At 39.7% G+C, this 584-nt stretch carries 1 tRNA gene; it reads right to left on the reverse strand.

Annotation, left to right across the window (positions count from 1 at the left end):
- Positions 1–222: 222 nt before the first annotated feature.
- Positions 223–305 (reverse strand) — tRNA-Leu (locus RM529_RS17715).
- Between the last annotated feature and the right edge of the window lie 279 nt (positions 306–584).

Consider the following 584-nt stretch of genomic DNA (forward strand, 5'->3'; position numbering starts at 1 on the left):
ATTAGTGGTTATTTTTTTATCTGTTTCCACAAAATGTTCATAGAATTTCTGCTGAAGGTCGATAATTGCCATTTTAGAGGCGTCACTTTTTCGTCCATTTTAGAACAAAAAGATTAACCAATGAAAATATAATCTGCAGTATACTAAAGTTTATTGAATAGAAGTAAAAAATAGAAAATATTCGTGCAGAGTAGGAGAAAAAATAAAATAAATTTTCTAAAGTACCCGGAGCGGGACTTGAACCCGCACGCCCAAAGGACACATGGCCCTCAACCATGCCTGTCTACCAATTCCAGCACCCGGGTGTAATTGAAATAATCAATTATGGGCTGTTAAAGTAGCTTAGTAACTTTACTAAACTAAAAATGATCTGGCTGGAGCTTCCTTCGACTCGCCAAAAGTCTTCGCTCAGGATAAACTTCTAGCCCAACATGATCAGAACTTATTTTGTGATCTGGCTGGGGCTTCCTTCGGTTCAGCTTCACTTCGTTTCGCTTCACTCAGGATAAACTTCTCGCCCGGCATGATCAGAACTTAATTTTTTGTGATCTGGCTGGGGCTCGAACCCAGGACCCTCTCCTTAA

Origin of the sequence: Autumnicola edwardsiae, from assembly GCF_031846505.1 — a bacterium.
GTDB lineage: Bacteria > Bacteroidota > Bacteroidia > Flavobacteriales > Flavobacteriaceae > Autumnicola > Autumnicola edwardsiae.